Consider the following 5,000-nt stretch of genomic DNA (forward strand, 5'->3'; position numbering starts at 1 on the left):
TGAACAGTAGCAACGACGACTCGATTGCGAAACGGGACTTACGAGCTGAAATTCAACAGCCTGCTAGCGCGTCCCGGGAGCGCGTGTCGCGTCGGTGCGATGCACATCCGGCTGCTTGCGCAGCCCGATCAAGCCGACCAGACCGAGCAGGCCCAGCCATCCCCAGTTGAAGCCGTCCATGCGGTCCTCCATGGACGGGTCTGCGGCGACGCCGGTTGACCGGGTCGACGATGTCGAATCGGTGGGACTTGTACCTTGCGCAAAAATTGGCAGGGACAGCGAAGCGGCGAGGGCACAGCTGGTGAATCGGGTGGAGCGCATGGAAGTTCCTTGTCAGTAGATGCCTGAGGCCGGGCTTTGAATGCCTCAAGTCCTGCTGGCAACCCGCGTGCCGGACCCGCTCGCGGGCTCGCGAAGATTCAATGGCGGGCTTGACGGAAAACTTTGCTGCACCGCTTGCACTCGTCGCCGAAGCCCGACCTCAATGCGAGATGGTCTTGCTTGCACGACTCCACTGTTCCAGATCCGACAGCGGCCACCCCGGCGCGGGTGGATAGTTGGACTGGCGCTGGGAAGCGATGAGCAGCCATGAGCCGATAGATCATTGATCGACCGAGGCCCGTCATCTGCCGGACCGCAGCCACTCGAACGAAATGCGAAACCTGCGGGTCGACGTCGCGCCGGCTCGCTGAGCGCCCCTGTGCCGTCACCTAAACTGCGTCGCCGCGCTTGTGCGGGGATGACCGCAGGGAGGAGGTTGCCATGGCCAAGGTATTGCTGTGCTGGGAGATGGGCGGCGGGCTGGGGCATGCCGGCCGGCTCAAGCCCCTGGCCCAGGCGCTGACGGCGCGCGGGCATGACTGCGCGATGGTGCTGCGCGACCTGGTGCAGACCGACAGCCTGCTGGCCGACCTGCCACTGCCGCGCCTGCAGGCGCCGGTCTGGCTGCACAAGGTGTCCGGTCTACCGGACCCCATGGCCAGTCTGGCCGAGGTTCTGCTCGCCAACGGCTATGTTCAGCCGGCTGCGCTGGCCGCCCAAGTCAAGGGCTGGCTGGCTGCCTTCAAGCTCTACCGGCCACAACTGGTGGTGGCGGACTATGCGCCCACCGCCGTGCTGGCCGCACGCATCGCCGGCCTGCCCAGCGCGGTGGTTGGCCTGGGTTTCTACATGCCGCCTGATGCCGTGCCGCTGCCCAGCTTTCTGGAGGGCAACCCGATGCCGGCCCAGCAACTGAACCTGCGCCTGGCTCAGTCCGACGCCTTGGCCCTGGCCAGCGTCAACGAGGTGCTGCGTGCCTTTGGGCGGCCGCCGTTGCCGCGGCTGGCCTGCTTGTTCGCGGGCGACCTGCCGCTGCTGTGTACCTGGCCCGAGATGGATCACTATGGCCGCGCCGAGCTGCCGGCCGGCCAGCACTGGTATGGCCCCAGCTTCATGGCGCCCGGCGGCGAGCAACCCCAATGGCCGACCGGAGAGGGCCCCCGTGCCTTTGCCTACCTCAAGGCCGGCTTCCCCCACCATCTTCAAGTCCTGCGTGCCCTGGTGGCCAAGGGTTGCCGCACCCTGTGCTACATGCCGGAGCTGGCGGCCGGCAAACGCCCGCCGCTGGACTCGCCGCTGATCCATTACGCCAAGGGCCCGGTGGACCTGAGCCAGGCCCTGCCGGGCTGCGGGCTGACGGTCTGCCATGCAGGCGAGGCCACGATGGCCCAGTCGCTGCTGGCCGGCGTGCCGCTGCTGCTGCTGCCCATGCAGCGCGAGCAAAGCCTGATAACGCGCCAGGTGGCGCGCAGCGGCGCGGCGGTGAACGGCGCCACCCTGAGCTCGCCGGCCGCGCTGGCCTCCGCCCTGTCCAAGCTGCTGGACCAGCCCGAGGCGCGCACCGCCGCCCAGGCCTTTGCCCAGCGCCACGGCGATTTTTCCCACCAGCGGCAGGTGGCGCGGCTGATGGAGGCCTTTGAATCGCTGCTGCCGTGACAGTCTCACTGAACGGTCGATGAAAGACCTGACCCCCCGCATTCCCGCGGTATTCAGCGCCGGGGCGGCTTTGGTAGAGTTGCTGGGACTTTGGCCACCTGGCGCTCACGCCCGGCCCGGCCTCCTGGGAGGGAACCATGAGCTTGATCTTCAAGAGCGCGGCACGCGCGCTGGGCGCCTTGCTGTGCGCCGCCACTCTGCTTGGCGCGGCCCAGGCCGGTCCGGTGACGGCCCTTAGTGGCCACGCCTATATGAGCGCGGCCAACGAGCCGTTTGACGATTTCAGCAATGCGCAGGCCATGAATGCGGCCTTTGGACAGAACTGGAACCGGCTGCAGTTCGGCAGCGCCTTCAGCAACTATTCGCTGCTCTATATCGATGGCGGCGACCTGGCATCTACCGAGATGGTGTCCTTCCTGGCCCAGAACCGTAGCGCCCTTGAGTCCTATGTACTGGGCGGCGGCCGGCTCTTCATCAATGCCGCCACTGATCAGCAGTCGCCGTTTGACCTGGTTTTCGGCGCCAGCTCCGTTGAGCAGTCCATCGACAACCGCAGCAACAGCGGCTCGGCGGTGAACCCGGGCAGCGATCTGTTTTCCGGCGCGGGTGACAACTGGCTGGGCTACTACTTCGGCCACAACACGCTGAGCACCGACTCCAGCTACAGCGCGCTGATCCGCGACGAGCAGGGCCGCACCGTGCTGGCCGGTGGCTTCTTCGGCAATGGCTATGTGATGCTGGGCGGCCAGACCAATACCGTGTTCCATGAGGGACTGAACGGCAGCGACCCCGTCCAGCTGCGAGTCAACGAGCTGCTCTACACCCTCAACACCCAGCCCGGCCGCGTGGATGAGCCGGCCACGCTGGCGCTGCTGGCGATCTCGCTCACCGCCTTGGTTGTGGTGCGGCGCTCACGGCGCGGGCTGTGAGGGCTGTGAGGGCTGCCCCGGCTGGGGCGCACGTGTCGGCAGAATGAAGTTGTTGCGCCGCTGCAGATCCAGCTGCGGGTCGTAGCCAAAGCGCCACTGGGCATAGCTGTCCCCCACATTCACGCTGGCAGGGCTGGCGGCCAGCATGGGCAGCTGCGCGGTCGTGGCGATGACGGCGCCTTGTATGGCCGCCGAGGCTGCACCGGGCGGCAATGGGGGTAGGGCGCGTTGGCCGATGTCCTGGCGAAACGGCTTGCCCTCGGCCCGGCTGTAAATGCCCATCACCCCGCCGCCAGGCGCAGGCACCAGGCCCCAGGCCTTGCCGCTGAGCGGATCCACATAAAGGCGGCGCAGATGCCGGCGCACGCCGGGATAACGCGGGTCGCGCAGCAGATCTTCCAGCTTCTCGGGAAAAGGCCGCTGGCCGACAGGCGTCTGACGATGGTAGCTGGCAAAGGCGCGCTCGAACTCCTGGCCCACGCCCAGCAGCTCGGTCTCGGCATCGCGCTGGGCGCGAGTCTGCGCGAACTGCAGCGTCAGTGCCGCCGCCATGGACAGCACCGCCAGCAGGATCAGTACGCCGACATAGGTGAAGCCTTGCTGGCTGGAGACAGTGCGGTTCATGGTGTCGTCACAGCTCGGTGAACGCGCGCTTGTCCTGGGTCTGACCCGGCGCGGTGCTCTTGATGTCGGCCACCTGGCCCTTCTTCTCGCTGGGTGGCGTCACGATCAGCCAGGCTTGGTCACTCTCCAGCACCGGGTCCATGGGCCGGCTGCGCAGGTAGCGTTTCTCCACCAGCTCATCCAGCGAGTCCGGATAACGCAGGGTGTCGGCATGGAACTTGTCGATGGCGTCGCGGGTAATGCGCAGGTTCTCCACCAGCACCCGCTCGCGCGCGACCTCCACGCTTTGGGTATAGCGCGGCAGGGACAGCATCAGCAGCGTGGCCACGATGGCCAGCACCACCAGCAGTTCCACCAGGGTGAAGCCGGCGGCGCGGGCGGACGGCTTGGGGGGGCGGCTGCGCATCACCATGGCCTACCACTGCTTGTAGGGCACGCCATTGAGCCCGGTGCCGGGCGCGCTGACATAGACGTCAAACACATCATCGCCCTCCTGCGGGTCGCCAGGCTCGCTGGCATAGGCGCGCTTGGCCCAGGTATCGGCGGCGGGCTTCTCGGGTCGGTCGTCCAGCGGATTGCGGGGGATACGGCGCAGGAAATAGATCTTGGTCCGCTTGGGATCCTTGATGTCCTCGACGCCATCGACCAGCGCGTCCAGGCTCTTGGGATATCCGCTGCTTTGCAGGCTACGCTGGATGCGACCCTCATCACTGGCTTTTTTGTAGGCGTCCAGCGCGTCGCGGATCTCGCGCAGTGCGCGGCGCAACTCGGACTCGGTGCCGCGCTGCACCGCCACCTCGGCCACCGGCACGGTGAACAGGGCCAGCACCGCCACGATGGCGAGCGTGACCAGCAGCTCGATGAGTGTGAAGCCGCAGCTGGCCTTGGTGTTCATGGGCGGCCCGTCATTTCACTCGGATGTTCCAGGCCGGCGGCATAGCCAGCAGCACCGATTCGCCGCTGGGGCTGATGGCCTGCACCGGCTCGCTCACACTCACCGGCGTGCCGTCGCTGGCGGCCAGGGCCTTGAACACCAGGCGCAGCAGCGAGCCCTCGGCCGCCGTGCCGGTGCCGCCGGAGGCGCTGAGCACCGCGCGGATCTGGCCGCTGCCGGGATCGGCGCGTTTGTTCAGCGCCGAGGCGGTGCCGGCGTTGTTCATGTAATTGCCCTGATCGACCGAGATCAGGGACAGGATGCGCGCGTCGTAGTTGAGCGACAGCGGCATCACCGAGATCGGCTGGCTGCTCTGCGCCCACAGCTCCAGCGTGAGCGTGCCACCGGGCGCGACAGCGGACTGGCCGCGCCAGGACAGTCCGGAGGGCCAGTTCTGCGGGCCTTGGGTGTTTTCGGTTGCGCTGGGGGAGGCGGGTGGCGCTTCCGCTGCGGCTGGTGCTGACGCGGCGGTTGCGGCCGGCGTGGGCGCCGCCGCATTGCCCTCGGTCGCTGCCGCAGGCTTGGCCGCCGGCCCG

8 protein-coding genes are annotated in these 5,000 nt (G+C 67.6%); 2 read left to right on the top strand and 6 right to left on the bottom strand.

All coding sequences use genetic code 11. From position 1 onward, the window contains the following. Nucleotides 1-63 precede the first annotated feature (63 nt). Both PO768_RS27745 and PO768_RS27750 read right to left on the bottom strand, forming a co-directional pair. Nucleotides 64-321, bottom strand: coding sequence for a WGxxGxxG family protein (locus tag PO768_RS27745; protein WP_272648639.1), 258 nt, complete (start codon nucleotides 319-321; stop codon nucleotides 64-66). A gap of 98 nt (nucleotides 322-419) precedes the next feature. After that, complete coding sequence (locus PO768_RS27750) at nucleotides 420-626, bottom strand: helix-turn-helix transcriptional regulator (protein ID WP_336297793.1); 207 nt, start codon at nucleotides 624-626, stop codon at nucleotides 420-422. A gap of 136 nt (nucleotides 627-762) precedes the next feature. On the opposite strand from PO768_RS27750, the gene PO768_RS27755 reads away from it, so the two are divergent. Then, nucleotides 763-1,977: a glycosyltransferase gene (locus PO768_RS27755; RefSeq protein WP_272648640.1), complete on the top strand. Its 1,215-nt coding sequence runs from the start codon at nucleotides 763-765 to the stop codon at nucleotides 1,975-1,977. Between the two features lie 137 nt (nucleotides 1,978-2,114). Continuing rightward, nucleotides 2,115-2,906 (top strand): PEP-CTERM sorting domain-containing protein, encoded by a 792-nt coding sequence (locus tag PO768_RS27760; protein WP_262973460.1) that lies wholly within the window; start codon nucleotides 2,115-2,117, stop codon nucleotides 2,904-2,906. On the opposite strand, the gene PO768_RS27765 is transcribed toward PO768_RS27760, so the two are convergent. The 4 genes from PO768_RS27765 to PO768_RS27780 all read right to left on the bottom strand — a co-directional run. Then, a complete protein-coding gene (locus PO768_RS27765; protein ID WP_272648641.1) occupies nucleotides 2,889-3,530 on the bottom strand; it encodes a type II secretion system protein in 642 nt (213 codons plus the stop codon). The genes PO768_RS27760 and PO768_RS27765 overlap by 18 nt on opposite strands. Nucleotides 3,531-3,537: 7 nt before the next feature. Beyond that, complete coding sequence (locus PO768_RS27770) at nucleotides 3,538-3,936, bottom strand: type II secretion system protein (RefSeq protein ID WP_272648642.1); 399 nt, start codon at nucleotides 3,934-3,936, stop codon at nucleotides 3,538-3,540. A 9-nt stretch (nucleotides 3,937-3,945) separates the two neighbouring features. Continuing rightward, complete coding sequence (locus PO768_RS27775) at nucleotides 3,946-4,425, bottom strand: type II secretion system protein (RefSeq protein ID WP_262973457.1); 480 nt, start codon at nucleotides 4,423-4,425, stop codon at nucleotides 3,946-3,948. A gap of 10 nt (nucleotides 4,426-4,435) precedes the next feature. Continuing rightward, the coding region (locus PO768_RS27780) for a cohesin domain-containing protein (RefSeq protein ID WP_272648643.1) at nucleotides 4,436-5,000 on the bottom strand (565 nt) is incomplete at its 5' end.

This window comes from Paucibacter sp. XJ19-41, assembly GCF_028462495.1.
Lineage (GTDB): Bacteria > Pseudomonadota > Gammaproteobacteria > Burkholderiales > Burkholderiaceae_C > Roseateles_E.

What these genes read in the sequence shown, in the direction of transcription:
- PO768_RS27745 (WP_272648639.1), bottom strand. Translation starts at nt 321, where the DNA reads ATGCGCTCCACCCGATTCACCAGCTGTGCCCTCGCCGCTTCGCTGTCC.
- PO768_RS27750 (WP_336297793.1), bottom strand. Translation starts at nt 626, where the DNA reads ATGACGGGCCTCGGTCGATCAATGATCTATCGGCTCATGGCTGCTCAT.
- PO768_RS27755 (WP_272648640.1), top strand. Translation starts at nt 763, where the DNA reads ATGGCCAAGGTATTGCTGTGCTGGGAGATGGGCGGCGGGCTGGGGCAT.
- PO768_RS27760 (WP_262973460.1), top strand. Translation starts at nt 2,115, where the DNA reads ATGAGCTTGATCTTCAAGAGCGCGGCACGCGCGCTGGGCGCCTTGCTG.
- PO768_RS27765 (WP_272648641.1), bottom strand. Translation starts at nt 3,530, where the DNA reads ATGAACCGCACTGTCTCCAGCCAGCAAGGCTTCACCTATGTCGGCGTA.
- PO768_RS27770 (WP_272648642.1), bottom strand. Translation starts at nt 3,936, where the DNA reads ATGCGCAGCCGCCCCCCCAAGCCGTCCGCCCGCGCCGCCGGCTTCACC.
- PO768_RS27775 (WP_262973457.1), bottom strand. Translation starts at nt 4,425, where the DNA reads ATGAACACCAAGGCCAGCTGCGGCTTCACACTCATCGAGCTGCTGGTC.